Origin of the sequence: Pararoseomonas sp. SCSIO 73927 (genome assembly GCF_037040815.1) — a bacterium.
GTDB lineage: Bacteria > Pseudomonadota > Alphaproteobacteria > Acetobacterales > Acetobacteraceae > Roseomonas.
Map to the genome: position 1 here is coordinate 5,263,090 of NZ_CP146232.1, position 23,870 is coordinate 5,286,959.

22 protein-coding genes are annotated in these 23,870 nt (G+C 73.7%); 13 read left to right on the forward strand and 9 right to left on the reverse strand.

Annotation, left to right across the window (positions count from 1 at the left end; translation table 11 throughout):
• Nucleotides 1-31: 31 nt before the first annotated feature.
• The 4 genes from VQH23_RS24855 to VQH23_RS24870 form a co-directional block, all read right to left on the reverse strand.
• Nucleotides 32-2,113 (reverse strand): MASE4 domain-containing protein, encoded by a 2,082-nt coding sequence (locus tag VQH23_RS24855; protein WP_338663350.1) that lies wholly within the window; start codon nucleotides 2,111-2,113, stop codon nucleotides 32-34.
• A gap of 237 nt (nucleotides 2,114-2,350) precedes the next feature.
• Entirely contained in the window at nucleotides 2,351-2,476 is a 126-nt protein-coding gene (gene ykgO, locus VQH23_RS24860; protein WP_209376756.1) for a type B 50S ribosomal protein L36, read from the reverse strand.
• 298 nt (nucleotides 2,477-2,774) lie between these two features.
• On the reverse strand, nucleotides 2,775-4,037 hold the full coding sequence (locus VQH23_RS24865; protein ID WP_338663351.1) for an Hsp70 family protein: 1,263 nt from the start codon (nucleotides 4,035-4,037) through the stop codon (nucleotides 2,775-2,777).
• 102 nt (nucleotides 4,038-4,139) lie between these two features.
• Nucleotides 4,140-4,970 (reverse strand): sulfite exporter TauE/SafE family protein, encoded by an 831-nt coding sequence (locus VQH23_RS24870; protein ID WP_338663352.1) that lies wholly within the window; start codon nucleotides 4,968-4,970, stop codon nucleotides 4,140-4,142.
• A 139-nt stretch (nucleotides 4,971-5,109) separates the two neighbouring features.
• Between VQH23_RS24870 and VQH23_RS24875 the strand changes: the two genes are divergently transcribed.
• From VQH23_RS24875 to VQH23_RS24890, 4 genes are all read left to right on the forward strand, one after another.
• Entirely contained in the window at nucleotides 5,110-5,871 is a 762-nt protein-coding gene (locus VQH23_RS24875; RefSeq protein ID WP_338663353.1) for a sulfite exporter TauE/SafE family protein, read from the forward strand.
• A gap of 25 nt (nucleotides 5,872-5,896) precedes the next feature.
• Nucleotides 5,897-6,616: an amino acid racemase gene (locus VQH23_RS24880; protein ID WP_338663354.1), complete on the forward strand. Its 720-nt coding sequence runs from the start codon at nucleotides 5,897-5,899 to the stop codon at nucleotides 6,614-6,616.
• Between the two features lie 66 nt (nucleotides 6,617-6,682).
• Entirely contained in the window at nucleotides 6,683-8,269 is a 1,587-nt protein-coding gene (locus tag VQH23_RS24885; protein ID WP_338663355.1) for an ABC transporter substrate-binding protein, read from the forward strand.
• A 95-nt stretch (nucleotides 8,270-8,364) separates the two neighbouring features.
• A complete protein-coding gene (locus VQH23_RS24890; protein WP_338663356.1) occupies nucleotides 8,365-10,074 on the forward strand; it encodes a hypothetical protein in 1,710 nt (569 codons plus the stop codon).
• A gap of 70 nt (nucleotides 10,075-10,144) precedes the next feature.
• Here VQH23_RS24890 and sugE read toward each other — a convergent pair whose 3' ends face one another.
• The 3 genes from sugE to VQH23_RS24905 all read right to left on the reverse strand — a co-directional run bounded on the left by sugE (nucleotide 10,145) and on the right by VQH23_RS24905 (nucleotide 12,030).
• On the reverse strand, nucleotides 10,145-10,465 hold the full coding sequence (sugE, locus tag VQH23_RS24895; protein ID WP_338663357.1) for a quaternary ammonium compound efflux SMR transporter SugE: 321 nt from the start codon (nucleotides 10,463-10,465) through the stop codon (nucleotides 10,145-10,147).
• 104 nt (nucleotides 10,466-10,569) lie between these two features.
• Nucleotides 10,570-10,809 (reverse strand): hypothetical protein, encoded by a 240-nt coding sequence (locus VQH23_RS24900; RefSeq protein WP_338663358.1) that lies wholly within the window; start codon nucleotides 10,807-10,809, stop codon nucleotides 10,570-10,572.
• A 150-nt stretch (nucleotides 10,810-10,959) separates the two neighbouring features.
• Nucleotides 10,960-12,030: a tartrate dehydrogenase gene (locus VQH23_RS24905; RefSeq protein ID WP_338663359.1), complete on the reverse strand. Its 1,071-nt coding sequence runs from the start codon at nucleotides 12,028-12,030 to the stop codon at nucleotides 10,960-10,962.
• Between the two features lie 96 nt (nucleotides 12,031-12,126).
• On the opposite strand from VQH23_RS24905, the gene VQH23_RS24910 reads away from it, so the two are divergent.
• Nucleotides 12,127-13,413, forward strand: coding sequence for an NAD(P)/FAD-dependent oxidoreductase (locus VQH23_RS24910; protein WP_338663360.1), 1,287 nt, complete (start codon nucleotides 12,127-12,129; stop codon nucleotides 13,411-13,413).
• Between the two features lie 72 nt (nucleotides 13,414-13,485).
• Nucleotides 13,486-14,118, forward strand: coding sequence for a hypothetical protein (locus VQH23_RS24915; RefSeq protein WP_338663361.1), 633 nt, complete (start codon nucleotides 13,486-13,488; stop codon nucleotides 14,116-14,118).
• 6 nt (nucleotides 14,119-14,124) lie between these two features.
• Here VQH23_RS24915 and VQH23_RS24920 read toward each other — a convergent pair whose 3' ends face one another.
• Nucleotides 14,125-15,123: a mitochondrial fission ELM1 family protein gene (locus tag VQH23_RS24920; RefSeq protein ID WP_338663362.1), complete on the reverse strand. Its 999-nt coding sequence runs from the start codon at nucleotides 15,121-15,123 to the stop codon at nucleotides 14,125-14,127.
• Between the two features lie 108 nt (nucleotides 15,124-15,231).
• Between VQH23_RS24920 and VQH23_RS24925 the strand changes: the two genes are divergently transcribed.
• Nucleotides 15,232-15,957, forward strand: a complete 726-nt coding sequence (locus VQH23_RS24925; protein ID WP_338663363.1) for an orotate phosphoribosyltransferase — start codon at nucleotides 15,232-15,234, stop codon at nucleotides 15,955-15,957.
• A gap of 56 nt (nucleotides 15,958-16,013) precedes the next feature.
• Here the strand turns inward: VQH23_RS24925 and VQH23_RS24930 are convergent, their stop codons facing one another.
• The gene (locus VQH23_RS24930) at nucleotides 16,014-16,652 is read right to left on the reverse strand and encodes a hypothetical protein (protein ID WP_338663364.1); all 639 of its coding nucleotides are present in this window, start codon (nucleotides 16,650-16,652) and stop codon (nucleotides 16,014-16,016) included.
• Between the two features lie 203 nt (nucleotides 16,653-16,855).
• Here VQH23_RS24930 and VQH23_RS24935 point away from each other — a divergent pair, with 203 nt between their 5' ends.
• From VQH23_RS24935 to VQH23_RS24960, 6 genes are all read left to right on the forward strand, one after another.
• Nucleotides 16,856-18,187: an Nramp family divalent metal transporter gene (locus VQH23_RS24935; protein WP_338663365.1), complete on the forward strand. Its 1,332-nt coding sequence runs from the start codon at nucleotides 16,856-16,858 to the stop codon at nucleotides 18,185-18,187.
• 83 nt (nucleotides 18,188-18,270) lie between these two features.
• Nucleotides 18,271-19,227 carry an NAD(P)-dependent oxidoreductase gene (locus tag VQH23_RS24940; RefSeq protein WP_338663366.1) on the forward strand — a complete coding sequence of 319 codons (957 nt, stop codon included), beginning with the start codon at nucleotides 18,271-18,273 and terminating at the stop codon, nucleotides 19,225-19,227.
• Between the two features lie 11 nt (nucleotides 19,228-19,238).
• The gene (locus VQH23_RS24945; RefSeq protein ID WP_338663367.1) at nucleotides 19,239-20,366 is read left to right on the forward strand and encodes a DUF2252 family protein; all 1,128 of its coding nucleotides are present in this window, start codon (nucleotides 19,239-19,241) and stop codon (nucleotides 20,364-20,366) included.
• A gap of 32 nt (nucleotides 20,367-20,398) precedes the next feature.
• On the forward strand, nucleotides 20,399-22,102 hold the full coding sequence (locus VQH23_RS24950) for a peptide ABC transporter substrate-binding protein (RefSeq protein WP_338663368.1): 1,704 nt from the start codon (nucleotides 20,399-20,401) through the stop codon (nucleotides 22,100-22,102).
• A gap of 1 nt (nucleotide 22,103) precedes the next feature.
• Nucleotides 22,104-23,048, forward strand: a complete 945-nt coding sequence (locus tag VQH23_RS24955; RefSeq protein WP_338663369.1) for an ABC transporter permease — start codon at nucleotides 22,104-22,106, stop codon at nucleotides 23,046-23,048.
• Nucleotides 23,045-23,866, forward strand: coding sequence for an ABC transporter permease (locus tag VQH23_RS24960; protein ID WP_338663370.1), 822 nt, complete (start codon nucleotides 23,045-23,047; stop codon nucleotides 23,864-23,866). Before VQH23_RS24955 ends, VQH23_RS24960 begins: the two co-directional genes overlap by 4 nt.
• Nucleotides 23,867-23,870 lie beyond the last annotated feature (4 nt).

Below are 23,870 nucleotides of genomic sequence, written 5' to 3' on the forward strand. Positions count from 1 at the left end.
GGATCGGAGGGCCGCCGGGGCAAGCGCCGCCTCAATCTCCTGTCGGGCGTGCGTCGGCCTGCCGCGCCACCCGCAGCCGATCGGCCAGTTCCTCCCGCCGGTAGGGCTTGGTGAGGATCGGCACGTCGGTGGGAACGCCGTGCTGGCCGCTCAGCGCCTCATCCGTGTAGCCGGAGGTGAGCAGCACGTGCAGGCCCGCCCGCAGGCGCCCGGCCTCCACCGCCAGTTGCACGCCGTTCATGCCGCCGGGCATCACCACGTCGGAGAAGAGGATGTCCACCCGGGCGCTGCCGCGCAGGTGCTCCAGCGCCTCGGCCGCGTCCCGCGCCGGGATCACGCGGTAGCCGAGGTCGCGCAGGTTCTCCACCACCGCCTCCAGCACGGCCGGCTCGTCCTCCACGGCCAGCACCACCTCCCCCTCCTCCGCGCGGCGGAGCGAGGAGGCGGCGCCGGTGCCGGCGGGTCCGGCGGGCACCGCCGGCTGCTGCGCGTGCTCCGCCCGGGGCAGCCAGATCTCCACCAGCGTGCCCTGGCCGGGGGTGGAGGCGATCTCCACCGCCCCGCCGGCCGCGCGGGCGAAGCCGTAGACCTGGCTCAAGCCGAGGCCGGAGCCCTTGCCGAACTCCTTCGTGGTGAAGAAGGGCTCGAAGGCCTGCAGGCGCGTCGCCTCGTCCATCCCCCGGCCGGTATCAGCCACAGAGACGACGACGTAGTCGCCCGCCGGCAGCGGCTCAGTCAGCGCGGGTGCCGTGCCCGGCGCGCGCGACCGGCTTCGGGTGGCGACCGTCACGCGGCCTCCCCCGGCCGGCAACGCGTCCCGCGCGTTCACCACGAGGTTCAGCACGGCCGCCTCGAACTCGCCGGGATCGACGCGGGCGGGGTGCAGGGCCGGGTCCAGTTCCATCCGCAGCTCGGTTGCCTCGCCCAGCGCCCGCTGCGCCAGCGGCTCGAAGTCCATCAGCGAGGCGTTGAGGTTCATCGTCTCCGGCCGCAGGTTCTGCCGCCGTGCGAAGGTGAGGAGCTGGCGGGTGAGGCGGGCGCCGCGCTGCGCCGCCTCCAGCCCCGCATCGGCCAGCTTCAGCACCCGGGCCCTGTCCTCCGGCCGCCGGCGGATCATGTCGAAGCCCGAGGTGACGACCATCAGAAGATTGTTGAAGTCGTGCGCGATTCCACCGGTCAGACGGCCCACCGCCTCCATCTTCTGTGCCTGCCGCATTGCCGCCCCGGCCCGCGCGGCCTCCTCGGCGGCCGCCTCGGCCCGGGCGCGCAGCGCATCCACCTCGTGCAGGTAGGCGCCGAGGATGACGAAGGCGGAGACCAGCGCCTCGATCCGGCCAACATACCAGCCCACGGAGGCGCGGGCGCCCCCGGCCATGGTGAGGAAGTTGTCGAGAACGAGCAGCAGCATGGAGGCCGCGACCCAGAGGTCGAACACCGTGCGCCGGCCCTTCGTGACGCGCCAGACGAGGATCAGCGCGCCGATGGTGAGAAGCTGCACCGCCGGGCCGACGCCGGAGGTGGTGAGGGCCGTGTAGTCGTCCCCCGTCACCTGGTGCGGCAGCCAGGGCAGGCCGGCGGTGGCGACCAAGGCGGAGAGCCCGGCCGCGGCCAGGGCGGCAAGGGCGGCCAACCCCGCTGCCCAGCCCTTCGCTTTCGCCGGCACGGGCCGGGGCCCCTCGCCGCGCATGGCGAGGGCATAGGCCAGGGTGCAGGCGGGCGGGCCCAGGTGCCAGAAGGTCCAGAGCCAGGTGGTGGTCTCCGGCCCGGAGCCGACCAGGCGGCCGCCCGCGACCACGCCGGGGAAGCTCAGCAATTGCAGGAGGACGATGGCGGCCGTGTAGAGCGTGCCCGCCGCGAAAAGCAGCAGCGGCAGGCTCCTGGAGCGGCGGAACTGGGAGAAGAGAACCCAGGCGCTGAGCGCGTAGGCGGCGACGAGGGAGGTCTGGTTGATCAGGACGAAGCCCGGGATCACCGGCCCGGCATTCCCAGCGAAGGGCATGAGCAGGACCGTGGCGGCGACGGCGATCAGGCAGAGCCAGCCGGCCGCGAGGCGCTGCACCCGCGCCGCCGGCGCGTTGGCGGGCGCGGCCGAGAAGGAGGCGACCGAATCCATGACGTCGACTCCCGGAATCCGCCGCCCCCTATGCGGCGCGCAGAATTGCGGGACCATGCATTACGGCCGGAAAATCCGCCAGGGCCCGCCCCGGGTGCCGGGCCCACAACGCGCGAAACCGCCCGGGGGGGATCCCGGGCGGCTTCGCGGCGCATCAGGGCGGGAGGGGCCGGACGGGGACGCCCCGACCGGCGGTCAGACCCCGGATGTCAGCGCCCAGAGATCAGTGCCCGGAAATCAGCCCTGGCGGGCCTTCAGGCGCGGGTTCTTCTTGTTCAGGACGTAGAGGCGGCCGCGGCGGCGCACCAGCACGCAGTTCTTGTCCCGGGTCTTCGCGGTCTTGAGGGAGTTACGGATCTTCATCGGTCAGCCTGGCCACACGTCGAGGGGCGGGGCGACGTGAGCCGTCCCCCGGGGAAGGGGCGCGGTATATGGGCCGCAGGGCGCCGGGTCAACCGCGTGGAGGGTGCGGAGAGGACGAACCATGTCGGGCTGGTGACGTTCCGTTCACCGATCGCACTGCAACATGGCCCTGCCAAGGGAGCTGCCCCATGATTCAGCGCTTTACCATTCCGCGCCTGGGCCGCGCCCTGCGCCGCCTCTTCCTCCGCACCGCGTACCGGCCGGAGCGGCGCTACATGCGCGGCAGCCGGGGGATGAGTTAGGCAGCGTCCCGCCCCATCAGCGCCAGCCCTTCGGCCACGGAGACGAACTCGCCGCCGCCGAAGATCCGCTCCTCCCCGAAGCGCCGGGCGAAGAGGGCGCGGACGGCGGGCACGAGGGAGGTGCCGCCGGTGAGGAAGACCCGGTCCACCCCCTCCGGGCGGATGCCGGCATCGGCGAGGGCGGCGTCCACGGCGGCTTCCATCCGGGCGAGGTCGGGGGCGATCCAGGATTCGAAGTCGGCGCGGGCGATCGGGGCCTCGATGGTGAAGTCCTCGTGCTGGAAGGTCAGCACGGTGCTCTCGGCGGAAGAAAGCGCGGCCTTGGCGGAGGAGACGGCGCGGTAGAGGGCGTAGCCCGCCTCGTCCTCGATGAGCCGGATCAGCCGGTGCAGGCGCTCCGGGTGGTCGGCGGTGCGGGCGACGTCAGCGATGTCGCGCAGGGTCTTCGGGCCGCGCATCAGGGGCAGCTGGTGCCAGCGGGCGAAGCTGGCGTACCAGGCCGGGGGCACCGGCAGCGGCTTGCCCATCACCCGGTACTCGTCGCCCTTGCCGAGCCGCGGGGAGACGACGCGGTCGATGATCCGGGTGTCGAAGGCGTCCCCCGCGAGGCCGACGCCGGCGTGGCCGAGCGCCGTCACGGTCGCTGGCGGTCCGGGATCAAAGCGCATCACCGAGAAGTCGCTGGTGCCACCGCCGAAATCGCCCACCAGCACGGTGGAGGGACGGTCAATCCCGGCGGCGAATCGCTGGCCGGCGGCGGCGGGCTCCAGCGCCACCGCCACCTCGGGCAGGCCGGCGGCGGCAAAGGCGGCGCGCAGGCGGGTCTCGCCGAAGGCGTCGTCCGCGCCGCCGGAAGCGGGGTTGGCGCCGACGAAGCGGACGGGGCGGCCCACCACCACCCGCGCGCCCTGCAGCGCCTCGCCGAAGGGGGCCAGGAGTTCCCGCAGGAAGAGGGCGACGAGGGATTCCAGCGTGAAGCGGCGGCCGAAGATCCGGGTCTCGGTGAAGCTGCGCTGCGCCAGGTAGCTCTTCATGGACATGACGAGGCGGGAGGCGAGCGGCTCCTCCAGATAGGCCTCGATCCCCGCGGGCCCGGCGGCGTGGCGCATGGCGCCGCCGCGCGGGTCCGACCAGAAGCAGAGGACGGAGCGGAAGACCTCCCCCGTGTCGCGGGCCAGGGTTTCCGCCGTGCCGTCCGGGCGGAGCGCGGTGATGACGCTGTTGGTGGTGCCGAAATCGATGCCGATGACGGGCTGCATGCGCCGGGACCCCGCGAAAAGGGGGCGGGTTCAACCCTGCCCGGGACGCGCTGGCAAGCCCCCTGCCCGTGACGTGTTCAGGTCACTCCCCTGGCGGCAGCATCAGGTCACGAGGGAGTAGATCATCCGGATCGCGGTAATGCCGAGGAAGACGGCGAAGGCGCGCTTCAGCGCCAGCGGCGGGATGGTGTGGGCGAGGTGCACGCCCCAGGGCGTCGCGAGCATGGAGGCGGGCACGATCAGCAGGCAGCCGACGAGGTTGACGTAGCCGAGGCTGAAGGGCGGCAGCAGCGGGTTGCCCCAGCCGGCGTAGATGAAGCCGATCGTCGCGGGGATGGAGATGACGATGCCGAAGGCGGAGGCCGTGGCCACCGCCGACCGGATCGGCGTGCCGAAGAGGTTCATCAGGGGCACCCCCACCGTGCCGCCGCCAATCCCCATCATGGCGGAGATCGCGCCGATGAAGGCGCCGAGGAGGTGGCGGAGGAAGCCGGTGGGGAAGCTCTCCCGCATCCGCGCGTCCACGCCCGTCAGCCCCATGTTCAGGGCCACCACCAGGGCCACCGCGGCGAAGATGGCGGTGAGGGTGTAGCCGCGGACGAAGATGGCGATGACGGTGCCCAGCAGCACGCCGCCGATGAGGGAGGGGATCATCGAGCGCAGCAGCGGCACGTCCATCGCGCCCTTTGCGCGGTGCTTGCGGGCGGACTGGATGGAGGTGGGGATGATGGTGGCGAGCGAGGTGCCCACCGCCAGCTTCATCTGCACCGCCTCCGGGATGGAGAGGAAGGGGAAGACGTTGAACAGCACGGGGACGATGACGATGCCCCCGCCGACCCCGAGCAGCCCCGCCAGCGTGCCGGAGACGAGCCCCGTGATCGCCATGACGGCCGCGAGCGCGGCGATCCAGACGGGGTCCTGCATGTGTTCCATGGGCGTTTCCTGCGGCGCGGGTACGAGAGGGGCGGCGAGGGAGGGGCTGTAGGCCGGAACGCCGGGCCTGTCAGGCCCCGTTCGGGCCTCTCGGGGCGGGCGCTGGCGCGGGGCCGCCCCGCGGCGCATGGTTCCGCCCGTGCCGCTCATCACCGATCCCCTGTTCTACGCCCTGGCGATCCCGGCCTTCCTGCTGAACGGGATCAGCAAAGGGGGCTTCGCCTCCGGGGCGGGGAACATCGCGGTCCCGATCATGGCGACCGTGATCCCGGCCCCGCAGGCCGTGGGGATCGCCCTGCCCGTGCTCTGCGTGATGGACGTGGCGGGGCTGCGCGCCTGGTGGGGGCGCTGGAGCGCGCGGGAGATGCGGGCGATCATGCCGGCCGGGCTGCTGGGCATCGCTCTCGGCAGCCTCGCCATCGGGCTCTTCACGGCACGGGGGATCAGCCTGTTCCTGGGCGTGCTGACGCTGGGGTTCCTGGCGCGGGGCCTCCTGCAGCGGCTGCGCGGGGTGCTGCCGCCCCCTGCCCCGCCCAGCACGCCGAAGGCCTGGTTCTTCGGCGCCGCGTCGGGCTTCACCAGCACCCTGGCGCACCAGGGCGGGCCGCCGCTGGCCATGTACCTCTATCCGCTGAAGCTGGACCGGCAGGCTCTGGCGGCCACCACGACCGTGTTCTTCGGGGTGGTGAACTACGTGAAGCTGGTGCCCTTCATCGGGCTGGGGCTGATCGACTGGAGCAACCTGCTGACGGGCCTCGTCCTGATCCCCTTCGCGCCGATCGGGGTGCATCTCGGCATCTGGATGCAGAAGCGGGTGAGCGACCGCGCTTTCTACAACGTGGTCTATGTTCTGCTGGCGGCCAGCGGCACGAAGCTGGTCTGGGACGGGCTGGGCGGCTGAGCCGGCCCGCGCGAGGGGGGATGGGATGACGGATCGGGTTCTCGGGGTCCTCGGCGGCATGGGGCCGCTGGCGAGCGCGGAGTTCATGCGGCAGCTCACCCTGCTGACCCCGGCGGAGCGGGACCAGGACCATGTCCCCGCGATCCTCTGGTCCGATCCGCGCGTGCCGGACCGCACCGCCGCCCGCCAGGGAAGCGGGCCGGATCCCCTGCCCGCCCTGGTCCGCGGTATCCGGGGGCTGGAGGCGGCGGGGTGCGGGGCCATCGCCATCCCCTGCAACACCGCCCATGGCTGGATCGACGGCATGCGGGCCGCCACGCGCCTGCCGATCCTCCACATCGTGGAGGCGGCGGCGGAGGCCCTGCGGGGCCAGGGGATCGGACCCGGGCCGGTGGGGGTGATGGGAACGGCGGGCACGCTGGCGATGGGCCTCTACCAGGACGGGCTGCGCGACGGCGGATGGGAGGTCTCGGTCCCGACCGGGGAGGAGATGGCGCGGCTGGTGACGCCGGGGATCGCGCTGGTGAAGGCGAACCGGGTGGCGGAATCCCACGGGCCGCTGGCGGAGGCGGCGCGGGCCCTGGCGGCGCGCGGGGCGCGGGCGGTGGTGCTGGGCTGCACGGAGATCCCGCTCGGCGTCGCCGCTGGCCCCGCCCTTCCCTTCCCCGTGGTGGACACGATCGAGGCGCTGGCGCGGGCGGCGATCCGCTGGGCGAAGCCGGAGGCGGCGCGGGCAGCGGCCTGATACGCTCCGGTTCTTGCGTAGACTTGCAGACATATACTTGCAGAACCGGAAGCAGAGGACACCGCGATGAGCATCACCCGACGCAAGCTCCTGGCCGCCGGGGCCGCGACCGGCGTGGCCGGGATGCCCTGGATCGGGCCGGCGCGCGCGCAGGCGGCGGCGCCGCTGCGCTTCATCCCTTCCACGCCGCTGCCCTCGCTCGATCCCATCGTGGCGACGAGCTACGTGATTCGGAACCACGGCTACCTCATCTACGACACGCTGTTCGCGACGGATGAGAACTTCGGGATCCGCCCGCAGATGGTGCAGCACTGGGAGGGCGCGCCGGACGGGCTGCGCTGGACCTTCCAGCTGCGCGACGGGCTGGTGTTCCACGACAACACGCCGGTGCGGGCGCAGGACTGCATCGCCTCCATCCGCCGCTGGTCGGCGCGCGACGCCTTCGGGCAGACCTTCGCCGGCTTCGTCGATGGCTACGACGCCGTGGATGCGCGCACCTTCGCCGTGCGGCTGCGCCGCCCCTTCCCGCAGATCACGGCGGCGCTGGGCAAGCTCTCCTCCAACGTGCCGTTCATCATGCCGGAGCGGGTGGCGGCGACGGATCCCGCGCGCAACATCACGGAGGCGATCGGCTCCGGCCCCTGGCGGTTCCAGGCCGGGCAGTGGGTTCCCGGGCAGAACGCGGTCTACGAGCGCTTCGCGGCCTACAGGCCGCGCGAGGAGGCGCCGTCCTGGGCCGCGGGCGGGAAGGTAGCCAGGATCGACCGGATCGAGTGGCTGGCACTGACCGAGCCATCGGCGGCCGTGGGCGCGCTGATCCAGGGCGAGGTGGACTGGTACGAGCAGCCGCCCGTGGACCTGCTGCCCGTGCTGAAGCGCGACCGGAACATCACCATCCAGAACGTGCCGCTGGGTCTCGCGCTGCTGATGCGGTTCAACCACCTGCAGCCGCCCTTCAACAACGCCCGCGTGCGCCAGGCCGTGATGATGGCGATGCGGCAGGAGGACTACATGCAGGCGGTGGTCGGCAGCCCCGACTACTACGCCGAGGCGAGGACCTTCTTCACCCCGGGCTCGCCCATGTCCACGGGCGCCGGCGGGGCGGAGGCCATCCGCGGCGACATCGGCCGCGGCCGGGCGATGCTGCGGGAGGCCGGGTACAGGGACGAGAAGGTCGTGCTGCTGGCGCCGGCGGACCAGCCCATCGCCTACAACCAGTCGCTCGTGACGCAGGAGCTGCTGAAGAACCTCGGCATGAACGTGGAGCTCGTCTCGACGGACTGGGCGAGCTTCATCGGGCGGCGGGCGAATCGCGGGGCGCCGGAGGCGGGCGGGTGGTCCGTGTTCCACACGCTGTGGTCCGGGGCGGACACGCTGAACCCGGCGCTGCACCCGCTGATCCGGGCCAACGGCGCCGCGGCCTGGTTCGGCTGGCCGGAGGACCGGGAGCTGGAGTCGCTGCGGGACGGGTGGATCGCCAGCGACGACCTCAACACGCAGAGGACGCTCGCCGCCCGGATCGAGCGGCGCGCCTTCGAGGTGGTGCCCTACGCCCCGGCGGGGAAGGTGGAGCAGCCCATGGCGTACCGGAGGAACCTGACGGGGATGGTGCTCTCCCCCGTGCAGTTCTTCTGGAACATGGAGAAGAGATAGCCGCGCGCCCCCCTGCCCGATCGCGACCGGCGCCGGCATCCTGCGCCGGACCTCATCCGTTGAGGCGGACCGCGGATTCGGCCGGAGGACGCAGCATGGCGCAGGACGCGACGGAACCCGCATCGGCCATCCCGCCCCGCATCGTCCTGGCCGCGCGGCTCGGCATCGGGGTGGCGCAGGGGTTGGCGCTCCACCTCCTCTCCCGGCTCGTGGCTGACGGCTTCCCGCACCCCTGGGTGGCGGCGAACCCGAAGGGTTTCGGCCTGCTGGTCCTGCTGGTCACGCTGCTGCCCCTGCCCGTGCTGCTGGGGCTGGGCCATGTCCGGGGGCGGGTGCTGGCGGCCTGGGCGGGCGTGGCGGCGGGGCTGATCCTGCTCCTCGGCACGCATGATCTGCGGCAGCACGGCGACCTGACGATGACGCCGGCGAGCAACCACCTGCTGCTCAGCCTGATCGCCATCCTCTTCATCGGGCAGGCGCTGGTGGCGGCGGCCGATGCCGGGCGCCGCCCGTGGCCGCGCTACGCCGACTGCTTCGAGGCGTCGTGGCGCGCCGGGCTGCAGCTCGCCCTCGCCGGGACCTTCGTGCTGGGCTTCTGGCTCATCTACTGGATCGGGTCGGCGCTGTTCGGGGCCATCGGCATCGAGGCGCTGAACCGCCTGGGCGGCTCGTCCGGCTTCGTGCTGCCCGTCACCACCGTGCTCGGCGCCGGCGGCATCCACCTTGCCGATGCGGGGTGGCGGCTCACGCTCGGGCTGCGGAACCTCCTTCTCGGCCTGCTGGGCTGGCTGACGCCCGTCCTGGCGGGGCTGGCCGGCGCCTTCCTGGTCGCCCTGCCCTTCACGGGGCTGGCAGGGCTCGGGCTGAGCGGCGACGCGCCGGGCTGGCTGATCGCCGCCGCCGGGGGGCTCGTCGCCCTTGTCAGCGCCGTGCACGGGGATGGCCGGGGAGCGCCGCCCGCCCTGTTACGCGAATCCGCCCGTCTCGCCTCCTTCGTCCTGCCCCTTCTCGTCGCGCTCGCCGCCTGGCTGCTGGCGCGGCAGGTCGCCGGGGAGGGGCTGACGGAGGGGCGGGTGGTGAACGCGGCGCTGCTGGCGCTGCTGGCCGTCCACGCCGTGGCCTACCCCATCGCCGCGGCCCGGCCGGGGATGCGGCTTCTGGAGCCGGCCAACATCGCCGGGGCGGTGCTGGCCCTGCCGGTCCTCGCCGCGCTGAACCTGCCGGTCGGCGATCCCGCGCGGCTGGAGGCGCGGAGCCAGCGCGACCGCCTGCTCCGCGGCGCGGCGGCGCCCGGCGAGTTCGACTTCCACCGCTTCCAGCGGCTGGGGCGCGACGGGAGGCGGGTGCTGGAGGAGCTGGCGCGCCATCCCGACCCGGAGATCGCCCGCCTCGCCGGGCGCGTCGCCCTTCCCGGCCGGGAGCCCGCGCGCGAGAGCGCCGGCGCCGGGACGTCGCTGCGCCTTCGCGCCGTGCCGGCCGGCACGGCCCTTCCCGCGGGGCTGGGCGAGGCCATGCGGGCGGCGCTGCCGGAATGCGTGGATGCCGAGTGCCTCGCCCGCGCCTTTCCGCCGCTCGGCGAGGGGACCTGGCTGGTCGGGCCGATCGACGGCCGCTTCTGGGTCATGCGGCCGGAAGGGGCGGCGTGGCGGCGGGCGGCGATCTACGACGCCCCCTACACCTGCCCGGGGAGGAACCTGGCCGGGCTGGAAGTGGAGGCCCGCATCGTGCCGCCGCCGGTTCCGGACCTCGACCTCGCCGGCACCCGGTTCCGTCCCGTCCTCCTCGGGGAGGAGGAGTGCCGCTGAGGCGGGCGGGACGGGCCAGGGTTCGGGGGCCGCTTCCCGCCCGGCTCCGCCCCGGAGCCCTCGATGCGCCTCAGGAGGGCGTGGCCAGCTTCAGGCCGATCAGGCCGGCGAGGATGAGGGCGGCGCTGAGGATCCGCATCGGCGTGGCCGCCTCGCCCAGCGCGACGATGCCGAGGATGAAGGCGCCGAGGGCGCCGATTCCCGTCCAGATGGCGTAGGCGGTGCCGAGCGGCAGGCTGCGCATCGCCAGCGCCAACAGGCCCACGCTCGCGGCCATGGCGGCGAGGGTGACCGCGCTCCAGACCGGGCGGGTGAAGCCTTGGGACGCTTTCATCCCGTAAGCCCAGAGGATCTCGAGAAGTCCGGCGAGGATGAGATAGAACCAAGCCATGGCAGGGCCCCTTCCAGTGGGGCCGGGCCGTCCCGGCGTGGTTGAATTACGCACCGGGGCCGTCCCCGATGGGCATCAGATGCGCCTAGGCGCGCCCGGCAGGGTCAGTCGCACTCGCAGCCCGCGGTGGGGCCGGGATCGACGCGGACGATGTGGTGGTCGATCCACTCCGCGACGAGGCGGCGCGCCTCGGCCACCGAGGCCTCGGGGTGGTGGATGCGGTACAGCGAGGTGCAGGCACCGAAGGCGCTGTAGTCGTTCGTCCCGACGTCGCGCAGCTCGCGGTAGGCCGTCACGACGGCCCGCTCGCAGTTGCGGGCGATGTAGCTGTAGTCGTGCCCCATCCGATCCGATCCCGTTCCCCGTGTTGCGATGTTGTTGAGAATAACTCGCAACACCTGCTGGTGTTATACCGACAGCTGAACAAGCGTTCAAGTGTGCAGTGGTAACCGGGCGGCGAGGCGGCGCCCGGTCCCGGCCGGGAAAGGGGCTGGCTAGCCCCGCCCGACCACCTCGGCCAGGGCCTTTCCGACCTCCAGCGTGCCGGCGTTGCCGCCCAGGTCGCGGGTGCGCGGGCCGCCCTCGGAGAGGAGGGACTCGATGGCGTCCGTCACCGCCGCCGCCGCCTCGTGCTCGCCCAGGTGCTCCAGCATCAGGGCGCCGGACCAGATCTGCGCGATGGGGTTGGCCACCCCCTTCCCCGCGATGTCCGGGGCCGAGCCGTGAACCGGCTCGAACATGGAGGGGTGGGTCCGCTCCGGGTTGATGTTGGCGGAGGGCGCGATGCCGATGGAGCCCGCGACCGCCGGGCCGAGGTCCGACAGGATGTCGCCGAAGAGGTTGGAGGCCACCACCACGTCGAACCAGTCGGGGTGCTGCACGAAGTGGGCGCAGAGGATGTCGATGTGGAATTGGTCCGTGGCGATATCCGGGTAGGCTTTCGCCATCTCGGCGAAGCGCTCATCCCAGAAGGGCATGGTGAAGGTGATGCCGTTGGACTTGGTGGCGGAGGTCAGCTTCCTGCGCGGGCGCTTCATCGCCAGCTCGAAGGCGTACTTCATCACGCGGTCGCAGCCCGTGCGGGTGAAGACGCTCTCCTGCGTCACGAACTCGCGCTCCGTCCCGCGGAACATGCGGCCGCCGGAGGAGGAGTACTCGCCCTCCGTGTTCTCCCGCACCACGACGAAGTCGATATCCTTCGGCTCGCGGCCGGCCAGCGGGCTCCGCACGCCTGGCATCAGCCGGCAGGGGCGCAGCGAGATGTACTGGTCGAAGTCCCGCCGCATGGGGATCAGCAGGCCCCAGAGGGAGACGTTGTCCGGCACGCCCGGCCAGCCGACGGCGCCGAGGAAGACGGCATCGGACTGCCGCAGCTGCTCCAGCCCGTCATCCGGCATCATCTTGCCGGTCCTGGCGTAGGTCTCGCAGGACCAGTCGTAATGGGTCAGCTCCAGCTCGAAGCCGAAGCGGTGGGCGGCGGCGTCCAGCACGCGCAGGCCCTCGGGCGTGGTTTCCTTCCCGATCCCGTCCCCCGGGACCACCGCGATGCGGTGCTTGCGCGCCATGTCCGTTCCCCTCGCGTGAAGACAGGGGTTGGTGCCCCGCAACCGGCCGGGCGGCAAGCCCCTTACCCCCGCGGCGCAGGGCGGGAGGATGGGGCGATGGCGGAACTGCACCGGCTGGTGGTGATGGGCGCGGGGGCGGGCGGGCTGGACCTGGCCACCCGCCTCGCGCGGCGCGGCGTGCCGGGGCTGGCGGTGACGCTGGTGGACCGCGCCTCCTCCCACGTGTGGAAGCCGCGGCTGCACCAGGTGGCGGCGGGCACGCTGGACACGGCGCAGGACGAGATCACCTACCTGGACCACGCGGCGCGCCTGGGCATGGCCTTCCGCCCAGGCACCCTGCGCGGGATCGACCGGGCGGCGCGGCGCATCACCCTAGGTACGGTGCAGGACGAGGCCGGGCGGGACGAGGTGACGGCGGAGGTGCCCTACGACACGCTGGTGCTCGCCCTCGGCAGCACGGCGGATGATTTCGGCACGCCGGGGGTGCGGCAGCACGCGGTGTTCATCGACAGCCGCGAGCAGGCGGAGGGCTTCCGCGTGCATCTGCGCCGCGCGGTGGTGCGGGCGCTGGACGACCCGGCGGTGCGCGAGGTCTCGATCGTCATCGTCGGCGGCGGGGCCACGGGGACGGAACTGGCGGCGGAGCTGCACCAGGCGCTGGACCTCGCCTCCGGCTACGGCGTGCCGGATCTGCGGGGCCGTCTGCGGGTGACGCTGGTGGAGATGGCGCCGCGCATCCTCGCCGCGCTGCCGGAGAAGGTCTCGAACTCCGCCACGGCCGTGCTGCGGAACCTCGGCGTGGAGGTGTTGACCGGGGCGGCGGTGGCCGAGGTGGACGAGCACGGGGTGGTGCTGAAGGACGGGCGGCGGATCGAGGCCTCCATCCGCGTCTGGGCCGCCGGCGTCCGCGCGCCCGGCGTAACCCGCGAGCTGGACGGGCTGGAGCTGGACCGGGCCGGGCGGATCCGGGTGGGGGAGGACATGGTGAGCGTGACGGACCCCGCGATCCTCGCGCTGGGCGACTGCGCCGCGCTGGTGCCGGCGGGGCAGGACAAGCCCCTGCCCGCCACGGCCCAGGTGGCGCACCAGCAGGCCCGGCACCTGGCCCGGCACCTGCCGGGGCGGCTCTCCGGCGCGCCGATCCCGCCTTTCCACTACGTGCCGCGCGGCTCCCTCGTCTCGCTGGGAGATTACGACGCCTTCGGCAGCCTCGGGCGGCTGGGGGTGCTGAAGGGGGCCTTTATCGAGGGATGGCTGGCCCGGCTGAGCTACGCGATGCTGTACCGGCAGTTCCAGCTGGTGGTGCACGGGTGGCGGGCGCCGCTGGTCTGGGCGGCGGGGGCGCTGCGGTCCCTGGCGCGGCCCTCGGTGCGGCTGGACTGACCGGCGCGGGCGGGGCTTGGAAGCGTGCCGCGGAACGGGCAGACCGGCGCCGCATCGTCGAGGAGCGCCGGCATGATGGCGGCCATTGCCCTGGTTCCCGCGCTCCTCCTCGCTCTGGCCACCGGAGCCGGTGCCCAGGAATCCCGTCGGGAAATGGCATCAGGGGCGCCGCCGGGGGCTGCACCGGGCTCGGGAGGCCCGTCCTTCACCCCCACCCGCGACGTGGCCGTGACCTACCGGATCTCCGGCGCCGGGCCTGGGACGGCGGAGATGCGGGTGGCCTGGACGGCGTCCGGCCTCTCGCGCCTGGAGCCGCCGGGGGCGCCGGGCTGGATCCTGGTGGAGCGGGACCCGCCCCGCGCGACCATGGTGGTGGATTCCGAGCGCGCCTTCATGGAGATGCCGCGCGAGATGGCGGCCGGGATGCGGCTGGAGCCGCCCGACGGCGCCGCCCTGACGAAAGGCAGGGAGGACCGGGTGGCGGGGGAGGCCTGCACTTTATGGGCCGGGCCGCGCCGGACGACGGTCTGCGTGACGGCGGACGGGGTGCTGCTGCGGTCCGTCTCCGCCCTGCCGGGCGGGGGCGAGAACCGGATGGAGGCGACCTCCGTCCGCTACGGCGCGCAGGACCCGGCCCGGTTCCGGGTGCCGGCGGGGTATCGGCGCAAGCAGGCGCCCGGGCCGCTGGTGCCGCAGCGGCGCTAGAAGGGATCAGCCGTCCAGGAATCGCTCCTGGATGAGGGCCGCCACGCGCCCGCTCTCGTCCAGCGGCGCGCGGGGCGGGGCATGGGGGAAGTTCTCGAACGGCGCGGCCTGCCCGGCGGCGAAGAGGCCCTCGCGCAGGGCGAGGTGGCGGGGCGCGCCGGGCGGGGCGCCCGCGACGAAAACGGGCGCGGATGTCGCCAGCGCCTCCGACAGCATGGAGACGGAGTCGCCCGTCACGACCACCGCGTCGGCCAGGGCCAGGAAGGCGGCGTAGGGGTTCGGCCCCTCTCCGCCCCAGCGGTGCAGCAGGCCGGGCACGCCGAAGAGGCGCGCGGCCACCGCATCCGCCGCGGCGGGGCCGGTGCGGCGGCTGGTGGTGGCGAGGACGCTTCCGGCATGGGGAAGCACCCGGTCGATGATCGCGACCGCCTCGGCGGGGTCCATCCCCTCCCCCCGCACGGCGCCGCCGAGCAGCACGGCCACGCGCGGGCGGAGCAGCGCGGCAAGGTCCGGTCGGGACTCCCCGGCCACCGCCAGGACGGCGGGGGAGATGCGGTGGGTGGCGCCGAGGATCGGCAGAACGTTGGGGGCGCGGTCCGGGCGGTCGTGGCGGCCGATCACCAGCAGGTCGAAGTCCTCCGCCCCCGCTCCCGGCCGCATGAGGTGCACCGTCCGCGCGCCCCGCCGGCGCAGCCAGCGGGAAACGGGAGCGGAGCGGCGGCCGGCGCCGATCACCAGGGCGGGCCATTCCGGGACGATGCGGGGAATGGTGAAGGACGGCACGCCGGACCAGGGCCCCTCCAGCGCCGCCCGGCGCAGCCCGTCCCGCGCGGCGCCGGTCAGGCCGAGGAGGCTCGGCCAGGGCAGCGGCAGGCGCGCGAGCGGGCCCCATTCCAGCGGGATGACCCGGAAGGGCCGCCCCAGCCGCTCCGCGACACCCAGCGCCTGCGCGGCCGTGCCCGCGCGCGGGTCGGCGAGGACCCAGACCCTTCCCTCCTCGCTCACCCCTGCCCTGCCCTCCCTTCGCATGGACGCGGCCGGGCCGGGCCGCTAGGGATCGGCGGATTCGCGCCGCCGCCCATCAGAGCACAGGCCGGGAGAGGGGATTTCGACATGGCCATGCAGCACGCCTCCGAGTGGGACCGCGACGCGGCGCTCACCACCGCCCGCATCCTCCTGGAGATCAAGGCCGTCAACTTCCGGCCGGAGGAGCCCTACACCTTCACCTCGGGCTGGAAGAGCCCGGTCTATATCGACTGCCGCCGCATCATCTTCTTCCCCCGCGCCCGCCGCGTGATCTGCGACCTGGCCGCGGAGAAGATCGGCCGCCACATCGGCTACGAGGCGATCGAGGCCGTGGTGGGCGGCGAGACGGCGGGCATCCCCTTCGCCGCCTGGATCGCGGACCGGCTGATGGCGCCGATGGCCTATGTGCGGAAGAAGCCCAAAGGCTTCGGCCGCAACGCGCAGATCGAGGGCGACGTGCCGGAGGGCAAGCGCACCGTGCTGGTGGAGGACCTGACCACCGATGGCGGCTCCAAGATCCGCTTCACCCAGGCGCTGCGCGACGCCGGCGCCATCTGCGACGACACCTTCGTGGTGTTCTTCTACGGCGTCTTCCCCGGCGCCTTCGACACGATGAAGGCGATGAACCTGAACCTGCACCACCTCTGCACCTGGTGGGACGTGCTGGAGGTGTGCCGCGAGCGCCCCTACTTCTCCGAGGAGGCGCTGCGCGAGGTGCGGCGCTTCCTGGAGGACCCGATGGCCTGGTCCAAGGCGCGCGGCGGCATCGGCAGCGCGGAGGAGGCGGTGGCCAAGGGGATCACCGCGGGCTGAGGCGTCGCCGGCCGCGAGGGAGAAGGGCCGGGCATCCCCGGCGCTCCTGCCGCGGCCTAGCGCGCCGGCGGGGCGCCGCCCGGCATGCCCTGCATCGTCTGGTAGCCCTCCGGCACTCGGAAGCGCGCGGGATCCTGCGCTCCGTAGCGCACCTCCGTCGCCTCGATCCCGCCCTGCCCGCCGTTCGGGGCCTGACCGGTGGCGCGCAGCGTCACGCCATCCTGCGTCAGGCAGGCCACGCCCTGGCCCTGCGGGCCGGTGGCGGCCCACTCCGTGCAGGCCTGGCCGGCGACCGTGGCGGTGCCCCGGCGCTCGAAACGCACGCCCTCCGGCACGGCCTGGGTCAGCGCCCGCACGGCCTCCGGCGGCAGGGCCATCACCGCGCGCTGCCCGTCCATCACCATCACGGCGGTGCCGGCCCTGCGGTCCACCAGCATCCAGCCGATGCCGCCGGGCGGATCCACCCGCTGCTTTCCTTCCGTGACCGACCAGGCCATGCCGAAGGTGTCGGACGGCGCCCCGTCGCCGAGGGCGCGGTAGGTCACCGCCACGTCCCGCGTGGGCAGGGTGGCGGGCGGCGCGGTCTGGGCCGCGGCCGGCAGGGCGGGCAGAACCAGGGCGGGCAGAACCAGGGCAGCCAGGATCAGGGTGGGCAGGGCGACCAGCCCGGGCAGCGGCGAGCGTTGCTTCTTCATGCGCCCCTAGTGGGGTATGCGGGCCGTGGCTGCCCAGGTGCGATCCCCGCACGATCCGGCGAGGAGCGCGCGGCCGCGCGCTTGCGGCCCTGCAGCAGAGCATCCACATTCCCACAAGCCCTTGGGATTCAACGACATGCCTGGACAGGTCTCGACCTGAACAGGTGTTCATTCGTGCCCGATGACAGGAGAGAAGAGGTCTGATGGCACGAGGCGATCTTCCCCTGGCCGGACGGAGCGAGGATGGCCGCAGCCTGCCGGAGGTGAACCGCAGCGTCGCCGTCCCGAATGCCGGGTCCTGGCTGCGGCGGCTGATGGCCTTCATCGGGCCGGGCTACCTCGTCGCGGTGGGCTACATGGACCCCGGCAACTGGGCCACCGCGCTCGCGGGCGGATCGGCCTTCGGGTACACGCTGCTCACCGTCGCGCTGCTCTCCTCGCTGATGGCGATCCTGCTGCAGGCGCTCTGCGCGCGGATCGGGATCGCGACGGGGCACGACCTGGCGCAGCTCTGCCGGGACCGCTTTCCGCGCTGGGTTGGCCTTCCCCTTTGGTTCCTGGCCGAGGTCGCGATCTGCGCGACGGACCTGGCGGAGCTCATCGGCACGGCCATCGCGCTGCAGCTGCTGTTCGGCATCCCGCTGATGGCGGGCGTGCTGCTGACGGCGCTGGACGCCTTCCTCATCCTCTGGCTGCAGAACAAGGGGATGCGCTGGCTGGAGGCCTTCATCATGGGGATGATCGCCCTCATCGCCGGGTGCTTCGTGGTGCAGGTTGCGCTGGCGGACCCGGAGTGGGGCGCGGTGCTCCGGGGCTACCTGCCCTCCGCCTCGATCGTGACGAACGAGACGCAGCTCTACATCGCGCTCGGCATCCTCGGCGCGACGGTGATGCCGCACAACCTGTACCTGCACACCGCCGTCATCCAGTCCCGCGACATCGGGCGGGACGAGGCGGGGAAGCGGGAGGCGATCCGCTTCGCCACGATCGACAGCACGGTGGCGCTCGGCCTCGCGCTGCTCATCAACTCCTCCATCCTCATCCTCGCCGCCGCCGCCTTCCACGCCAGCGGCAATACGGAGGTTGCGGAGATCCAGGACGCGCACAAGCTGCTGGCGCCGATCCTCGGCACCGCGGCGCCCTACCTGTTCGCGGTCGCGCTGCTGGCCTGCGGGCTGAACTCCACCGTCACGGCCACGCTGGCGGGGCAGGTGGTGATGGAGGGCTTCCTGCACATCCGGCTGAACCCGGTGGTGAGGCGGCTGGTGACGCGGCTGATCGCCATCATCCCCGCCGTGATCGTGACGGCGATCTACGGGGAGAGCGGGACGGCGCGGATGCTCGTGCTGTCGCAGGTCGTGCTCTCGCTGCAGCTGCCCTTCGCGGTGATCCCGCTGATGCTCTTCGCGGGGGACCGCAAGCGGCTGGGGGTGCTCTCGGCGCCGCGCTGGCAGCTGGCGCTGGGCTGGGCCTCGGCGGCGCTGATCGTGGTGCTGAACGTGAAGTTGCTGGCGGACTTCCTGCTGGGAGATTGAGCGCGGGGGGGGGGGTGGCTGATGCGGCGCGCGCCCCGCATCATCCGCCAGAGCCCGCCACCCGGGCCCGGAGGCGACGCGCCATGCCCATCCCCGTCCTCGTCCTGATCGAGCTGCTGCCGGAGCAGAGGGCGCGGCTGAGCGGGGCAGGATTCGACCTCCGCCTGGCCGCGGCGGAGCGGGAGCGGGCGGTGGCTGAGGATGGCCCGAGGTTCCGGGCCGTGCTGACCAACGGCTCCACGGGGCTCACCGCCGCGGAGATGGAGCGGATGCCCGCGCTGGAGATCGTCCTCGCCCAGGGGGCGGGATTCGAGCGGATCGACGTCGCGGCGGCCCGGGCGCGCGGCCTCGTCGTCACCCACGGGCCCGGCACGAACGACAGCTCCGTGGCGGACCACGCGATGGCGCTGCTGCTGGCGGCGGCGCGGGGGATCGTGCGGGCGGACGCGGCCGTGCGGCGCGGGGCGTGGCCTCGGCTGACGCGGCCGGCGGTGTTCGGGAAGCGGCTGGGCATTCTTGGTCTCGGCCGGATCGGCGCGGCGATCGCGGGGCGCGGCGCGGGCGGCTTCGGGATGGCGGTGGGATATTGCGGGCGGCAGAGGCAGGAAGGGGTGGAGCACGCCTTCTTCCCCACCCCCGTTGCCTTGGCGGCGTGGTGCGACTTCCTGGTGATCGCGACGCCAGGCGGGGCAGGCACACGGCACCTGGTCGATGCGGCCGTGCTGGACGCGCTGGGGCCGGAGGGGTTCCTGATCAATATTGCCCGCGGGACGGTGGTGGACACGGAGGCGCTGATCGCGGCGCTGCGGGCGGGGCGCATCGCGGGCGCCGCGCTGGACGTGGTGGAGGGCGAGCCGGTGCTGCCCGAGGGGTTGGCGGCGCTGGAGAACGTCACCCTCACCCCGCACGTCGCCGGGCGCTCGCCGGAGGCGGTGGCGGCGACGATTGACCTGGTGATCGAGAACCTGACGGCGCACTTCTCAGGCCAACCCGTCCTGACCCCCGTCCTCACCCCCGTCTTCACCCCCGGGCCGGCCTGAGGGGGCGGAGGATGGACATCCTGGCATCGGTGGCGCGCTACGAGGACGACCTGCGCGCGCAGATGGGGCGGGAGGTGCTGCAGGAGGGGCTGGACGAGAAGCACCGGAAGATGGCGGGCCGGGATCCCTTCCCCTTCCTGCGCGCCACCTTCTGGCGCTGGGCGGAGACGGTGCTGGAAGTGGCGCCGGACCTCGGCTCCGCCCCGGCCGTGCTGGCGGTGGGGGACGTCCACCTGGAGAATTTCGGCACCTGGCGCGACCTGGACGGCCGGCTGGTCTGGGGCGTGAACGACTACGACGAGGCGGCGGCGATGCCCTACCCGCTGGACCTGCTGCGCCTGGCCGTCAGCGGGCTGCTGGCGGGCGGGGAGCGGGGGGCGGCGGCGATCGCGCGGGACATCCTGGCCGGCTACGCCGCGGGGCTGGAGGCGCCCGGCGCGGCGGTGCTGGACCGGGAGCGCCGGGGGCTGCGCGAGACCGTGATGGTCCCGGAGGGGCACCGGGCGGAGTTCTGGAACGGGCTGCGGAAGAAGCGGGAGGCCTTCGAGGCGCGCCCGAAGCGGGGGCGCCCGAAGCTCTGGCCCCGCTACGAGACGGCGCTGCGGACGGCGATGCCGCCGGGGGCCGAGCCGTCCCGCTTCTGGTACCGCGGCGCCGGAGTGGGCAGCCTCGGCCGCCCCCGCTGGGTGGCGGAGGCGGAGTGGGCGGGGGATCTGGTGATCCGGGAGGCGAAAGGGGTGGTTCCCTCCGCCTGGGCGCGCGCGCACGGCGGCGGGCACGCCCTTCGCTGCATGGAGATCGCGACAGGGCGCTTCCGCGCGCCGGATCCCTGGTACCGGGTGGCCAACGGCATCGCCGTGCGGCGCCTCTCCCCGAACAACCGCAAGATCGAGGCGGGAGAGGTCTTCCCTTCCGCCAGGACGGGCGCGAGGCGGATGGGGCGGGAGGTTCTGGTCGGGGCGCCGATGCTGCGCGCCATGGGGGCGGAGCTGGCCGCGATCCACCTGGGGGGCGAGGGCGCGCGGGAGGCGATCCGGCGGCACCTGCGGGCGCAGCGCGGGGGCTGGCTCGGGCGGATGGCGGCGGCCGCGGCGGCCATGGTGGAGGAGGAGCACCGGACCTTCCGGCGCGGGCGCTAGTCCGGGGCGGGGAAGCCCTGCATCATCCGCCGATGCGGACGCCCCAAGCTGCCCTCCCCCGCCGCCTCGGCGCGGCCCTTCTCCTCTCCCTGCTGCCCCTCTCCCTGCTGCCCCTCACCGGGCAGGCCCAAGGGGTGGCACAGCCGCGCGACACGCTGACGGTCGGCATCGCCCAGGCCACCGGGACCTTCCACCCGAACATCGAGAGCATGCTGGCGAAGTCCTATATCCTGGGCTTCGCGCGGCGGCCGCTGACGGGGCACGGGCCGGACTGGAGGCCCGTCTGCTTCGCCTGCGAGGCGGTGCCGACGATCGGGAATGGCGGCGTGGTGCTGGAGACGACGCCGGACGGCAAGCCGGGGATGCGCGTGACCTGGCGGCTGCGGGAGGATGGGCGCTGGGGCGACGGGCGCCCGGTGACGGCGGAGGACATGCGCTTCGCCTGGGAGGCGGGGCGGGCCTTCGAGACGGGCTTCGGCGGCGCCGAGTTCTACCGCAGCGCCTACGAGTTCCAGTCGCCGGATCCGCGCACGGTGACGCTGCGCTTCGACCGGGTGAACTTCGAGGCGGGCAGCGCGGGCGGCTTCGAGCCCCTGCCCACCCATATCGATCGCCCCATCTGGGAGGCGGACCGGCGCAACTACCGGTCCCGCACCGCCTACGACACGGACACGGCGAATCCCGGTCTGTGGAACGGGCCGTATCGCATCGCCGCCGTGCAGCCGGGCGCGGGGGTGACGCTGGAGCGCAACGCGGCCTGGGCGGGGCCGGCGCCCGCCTTCCGGCGCATCAACGTGCGGGTGGTCGAGAATTCGGCGGCGCTCGAGGCGCAGCTTCTCGCGGGGCAGCTGGACATGATCTCGGGGGAACTCGGGCTCTCGCTGGACCAGGCGATCGCGCTGGAGAGGCGGGCGCGCGGACGCTTCCGCTTCGAGTACCGGCCGGGGCTGGTTTGGGAGCACCTGGACCTGCGGATGGACCAGCCGCCGCTCTCCGACGCGCGGGTGCGGCAGGCGCTGATCATGGCCATCGACCGCGGGCGGATCGCGGGCAGCCTCTTCGACGGCCGACAGCCCGTGGCCGCCACCGCGATCCACCCGGACGACCCGATGATCGACAAGGCCCTGGCGCCCTGGCCCTTCGACCCTGCCCGCGCGGGGGCGCTGCTGGAGGAGGCTGGCTGGAGACCGGGGCCGGACGGCATCCGGCGCAACGCGGAGGGGGTGCGGCTCTCCGTCGATCTGCAGACCACGGCGGGGAACCGCTCGCGCGAGACGGTGCTGCAGGTGATCCAGGGCATGTGGCGCGCGGCGGGGGTGGAGGCGCGCATCGCCAACCAGCCGCCGCGCGTGCTGTTCGGGGAGACCCTGTCGAAGCGCGGCTTCAACGGCGCGGTGCTGTTCGCCTGGATCAGCAGCCCGGAGAACGTCCCGCGCACCACCCTGCACTCCGACGAGATCCCGCGCGCGGAGCGGAACTGGTCCGGGCAGAACTTCCCGGGCTACGCGAACCCGGAGATGGACGCGCTGCTGGAGGCGCTGCCGCAGGAGCTGGACGCGGAGCGGCGCCGGCCGATGTGGGCGCGGCTGCAGGCGATGACGCACCGCGACCTGCCCGCCCTTCCCCTGTGGCACCGGGCGGAGCCGCACGTGCTGCCGACCTGGCTAGAGGGCGTGCGGCCGACGGGGAACATGTCGCCCTCCTCGCTCTGGGTGGCGGAGTGGCGGGTGCGCTGACGTGCTGCGGGTGATCGCATGGCGGGTGCCGCAGATCGCGGCGACGCTCGTCATCCTCTCGCTCCTCGCCTACCTCGCCATCGGCGCCATGCCGGGGGACCCGATCTCGCTCGCCATGATGGCCGACCCGCGGCTGGGGCCGGAGGACGTGGCGCGGATGCGGGCGCTGCACGGGCTGGACCAGCCGCTTCTGGCGCGATGGTGGGCCTGGGCCGCGGGCGTGCTGCGCGGGGAGTTCGGCTATTCCCGCCTTTTCGCACGCCCGGTGGCGGAGGTTCTGTGGCCGGCGCTGCGGGGCAGCCTCGTGCTGCTGGGAACGGCGCTGGCGCTGGCGGCGGGGATCGGCGTGGCGGCCGGGATGCTGGCGGCGCTGCGGCCGCGCTGGCGGGGGGCGGTGGACGCGCTGGCGCTCGTCTCCCAGGCCGTGCCGGCCTTCTGGCTGGGGATCCTGCTGATCATCCTCTTCGCCGTCGCGCTGGGGTGGTTGCCGGCGGGCGGGGTGCCGGATTCCGGCGGCGGCGGCGTGCTCGAGGCGGCGCGCTTCCTGGTGCTGCCGGTCGCGACCCTCGCGGTCGCGCATCTCGCGGCCTATGCGCGCCACACGGTGGCGGCGATGGCGGAGGTGTTGCGCGCGCCCTGGATCACCGCCGCCCGCGCGCGCGGGGCGCCGGAATCGCGAATCGCCTTCACCCACGCGCTGCCGAACGCTGCCGTGCCGCTGCTCTCCGTGCTGGCTCTGGATGCGGGGGCGCTCGTCTCCGGCGCGCTGATCACGGAGACGGTCTTCGCGCGGCCCGGCATGGGGAAGCTGCTGACGGATGCGGTGATGGGCAGCGACCAGAACCTTGCGCTCCTCGCGCTGCTGCTTGTGGCGGGGGTGACGATGCTGGCGACCCTGGCCGCCGACCTCGCGCAGCGCGCGCTGGACCCGAGGCTGGCGGCATGACGCGGCTGCGCGCGGGGGCGGCGATCCTGCTGCTGCTGGTGATCGCGGCGGTTGCGGCGCCGTGGGTGGCGGCGTGGCTGGGCGTGGACCCGGAGGTGCCGGACATCCTGGCGCGGCAGGCGCCGCCATCGCCCGCGCACCCGCTGGGCACGGACGAGCTGGGGCGGGACATCCTGGTGCGGCTGCTGCTGGGGGCGCGCGTTTCGCTTGCCGTCGGGGCGGCGGCGGCGGTTGCCTCCACGGTGATCGGGCTGGCGGCGGGGCTGCTCGCGGCGTGGCGCGGGGGATGGGTGGACGCGGTGGTGATGCGGGTGGCGGACGGGCTCCTCGCGCTGCCCGCGCTGCCGCTGCTGGTGCTGCTGGCGGCGCTGGACCCCTCCGCCATCGGCCTGCCGCGCGGGGACGCCTCGGCGGACGTGGTGCGGATCGTGGCCATCCTCGCGCTGTTCGGCTGGGTGGGGGTGGCGCGGCTGACGCGCGCGGCCGCCATCTCCGTGCTGGCGCGGGACCATGTGCGGGCGGCGCGGGCGCTGGGCGTTGGCGAAGGGCGGCTGCTGCGGCGGCACGTGGTGCCCGCGCTGGCGGCGCCGCTGGCGGTGGCGGGATCGCTGGCGGTGGCGGGAGCGATCCTGGCGGAGAGCACGCTCTCCTTCCTCGGGCTGGGCATCCAGCCGCCGGCGGCCTCCTGGGGGAACATGCTGGCGAACGCGCAGGACCTGGTGTTCAGCGCGCCGATGGCGGCGCTGTGGCCGGGGCTGGCGATCGCCCTGGCGGTGGCGGGGGCGATGCTGGTGGCGGACGGGCTGCGGGAGGGCTGAGGGG

Excerpts from the sequence above, each read along its gene's own strand:
- VQH23_RS24855 (WP_338663350.1), bottom strand. The coding sequence starts at position 2,113 with ATGGATTCGGTCGCCTCCTTCTCGGCCGCGCCCGCCAACGCGCCGGCG.
- ykgO (WP_209376756.1), bottom strand. The coding sequence starts at position 2,476 with ATGAAGATCCGTAACTCCCTCAAGACCGCGAAGACCCGGGACAAGAAC.
- VQH23_RS24865 (WP_338663351.1), bottom strand. The coding sequence starts at position 4,037 with ATGCAGCCCGTCATCGGCATCGATTTCGGCACCACCAACAGCGTCATC.
- VQH23_RS24870 (WP_338663352.1), bottom strand. The coding sequence starts at position 4,970 with ATGGAACACATGCAGGACCCCGTCTGGATCGCCGCGCTCGCGGCCGTC.
- VQH23_RS24880 (WP_338663354.1), top strand. The coding sequence starts at position 5,897 with ATGACGGATCGGGTTCTCGGGGTCCTCGGCGGCATGGGGCCGCTGGCG.
- VQH23_RS24885 (WP_338663355.1), top strand. The coding sequence starts at position 6,683 with ATGAGCATCACCCGACGCAAGCTCCTGGCCGCCGGGGCCGCGACCGGC.
- VQH23_RS24890 (WP_338663356.1), top strand. The coding sequence starts at position 8,365 with ATGGCGCAGGACGCGACGGAACCCGCATCGGCCATCCCGCCCCGCATC.
- sugE (WP_338663357.1), bottom strand. The coding sequence starts at position 10,465 with ATGGCTTGGTTCTATCTCATCCTCGCCGGACTTCTCGAGATCCTCTGG.
- VQH23_RS24900 (WP_338663358.1), bottom strand. The coding sequence starts at position 10,809 with ATGGGGCACGACTACAGCTACATCGCCCGCAACTGCGAGCGGGCCGTC.
- VQH23_RS24905 (WP_338663359.1), bottom strand. The coding sequence starts at position 12,030 with ATGGCGCGCAAGCACCGCATCGCGGTGGTCCCGGGGGACGGGATCGGG.
- VQH23_RS24910 (WP_338663360.1), top strand. The coding sequence starts at position 12,127 with ATGGCGGAACTGCACCGGCTGGTGGTGATGGGCGCGGGGGCGGGCGGG.
- VQH23_RS24915 (WP_338663361.1), top strand. The coding sequence starts at position 13,486 with ATGATGGCGGCCATTGCCCTGGTTCCCGCGCTCCTCCTCGCTCTGGCC.
- VQH23_RS24925 (WP_338663363.1), top strand. The coding sequence starts at position 15,232 with ATGGCCATGCAGCACGCCTCCGAGTGGGACCGCGACGCGGCGCTCACC.
- VQH23_RS24930 (WP_338663364.1), bottom strand. The coding sequence starts at position 16,652 with ATGAAGAAGCAACGCTCGCCGCTGCCCGGGCTGGTCGCCCTGCCCACC.
- VQH23_RS24935 (WP_338663365.1), top strand. The coding sequence starts at position 16,856 with ATGGCACGAGGCGATCTTCCCCTGGCCGGACGGAGCGAGGATGGCCGC.
- VQH23_RS24940 (WP_338663366.1), top strand. The coding sequence starts at position 18,271 with ATGCCCATCCCCGTCCTCGTCCTGATCGAGCTGCTGCCGGAGCAGAGG.
- VQH23_RS24945 (WP_338663367.1), top strand. The coding sequence starts at position 19,239 with ATGGACATCCTGGCATCGGTGGCGCGCTACGAGGACGACCTGCGCGCG.
- VQH23_RS24950 (WP_338663368.1), top strand. The coding sequence starts at position 20,399 with ATGCGGACGCCCCAAGCTGCCCTCCCCCGCCGCCTCGGCGCGGCCCTT.
- VQH23_RS24960 (WP_338663370.1), top strand. The coding sequence starts at position 23,045 with ATGACGCGGCTGCGCGCGGGGGCGGCGATCCTGCTGCTGCTGGTGATC.